This is a genomic window from Lactobacillus kefiranofaciens (assembly GCF_900103655.1).
Lineage (GTDB): Bacteria > Bacillota > Bacilli > Lactobacillales > Lactobacillaceae > Lactobacillus > Lactobacillus kefiranofaciens.
Window position 1 is genome coordinate 1 of sequence record NZ_FMXC01000080.1, and the last position, 1547, is coordinate 1547.

Sequence of the window (1547 nt, forward strand, 5' to 3'; positions counted from 1 at the left end):
CAATTATTGTAAATATCAATTTTATCTTGTTTGGATAATTTAGACATAAATAAAAACCTCGAAATTCTTGTCCGAATTTCGGGGTTCATATCAAAAAAAGCGCACGATTGGCGCTTTTGTTTTGGCTAGGATTATTACTTTAACTTGGCTACTCTGACTACATCACGTTCGATCATTAATTCTTCATTGGTTGGAATCAATAAAGTAGCAATCTTTGAATCTGGTTGAGAAATTAAACCTTCTTTATTAGCACGGTTAGCTTCCAGATCTGGTTTCATGCCTAAGAACTTAAGGGCATTCATTACCCTTTCTCTAACGCCATAATCATGTTCACCAACACCAGCAGTGAAGATAATACCATCTACGCCACTCATTTCTACGATATAAGAGCCAATGTATCTGCAGATTCGATTAATGAAGATGTTACGGGCTAAATCAGCTTTGCGCTTCTTTTCACCAGTTAATGGGGTCATGTCTTCTCTTAGATCACGCATATCTGGCGATATCTCGGAAATACCCAATAAACCAGATTTATGGTTTAAAATAGAAATCATTTCATCCATTATGAGATTTTCTTTATGCATGACGTATTCAAGTAGTGATGGATCAACGTCACCTGATCTAGTACTCATTGTAATTCCTGCAACTGGGGTGAAACCCATTGAGGTATCGAGTGACTTACCGTCTTTGACTGCGGTAATTGAAGCGCCTGAACCTAAGTGACAAACAATTAATCTTAAGTCAGTTAAAGGCTTATTAAGCATTTGAGCAGCCTTTTGAGTAACAAACCGCACAGAAGTACCATGGGCACCATATTTTCTTACTTTGTATTTACGGTAGTATTCATAAGGAACTGAGTATAGATAGTGAACTGGATCAAGAGATTGATGGAAGGAAGTATCGAATACAGCAACTTCTGGTACATCAGGCAATCGATCAATAAAGGCCTTAATGTCATCGGCTTCAGCCACATTATGCAATGGTGCATATTCCTGCAAGTCGTAAATTTCATGCAGATTATCCTTGGTGATTAATGATGAATTCTTAAACTTTTCGCCACCGGCAACAATTCTATGACCGATACCAATAATTTCATGTGGGTCATTAATTACGTCATATTTCTTTAAGTTGGTTAAGAGCAACTTAACTGCTGTAGCTTGATCAGGAATATCGATGTTGTCGACATGCTTAGATTTGTCTGCTAATTTTGTTTCAAAAGATGAATCATCTAAACCAACTCTGTCTGCCATTCCTTCTGCTAGAACTTTTTCTTCAGGAAAAGAAAAAAGTTTAAATTTAAATGATGAACTACCTGAATTAATTACTAAAATTTTTTTCATGTTTATGTCCTTAATAATTAAACCATCCTATTAAAAATGTACTTACATACTAAGTATACTATATACATTTTTAATTTATGTAATAAATTAAAGCGCTGTCTTATAAATAACAAAAGGAGACTGTAAAATAGTTTGTGTAAGGATGAATTATTCCTTAATTTAATTTCCTAAAACATTAGAAAAAGGAGTTCCTTTCTCGTATGATTG

Annotated in this window: 1 protein-coding gene; it reads right to left on the reverse strand. The window is 34.6% G+C overall.

All coding sequences use genetic code 11. From position 1 onward, the window contains the following. Positions 1-134: 134 nt before the first annotated feature. A complete protein-coding gene (locus BLP58_RS11710) occupies positions 135-1340 on the reverse strand; it encodes an acetate/propionate family kinase (RefSeq protein WP_013853782.1) in 1206 nt (401 codons plus the stop codon). Positions 1341-1547: the final 207 nt, after the last annotated feature.

What these genes read in the sequence shown, in the direction of transcription:
- BLP58_RS11710 (WP_013853782.1), bottom strand. Translation starts at nt 1,340, where the DNA reads ATGAAAAAAATTTTAGTAATTAATTCAGGTAGTTCATCATTTAAATTT.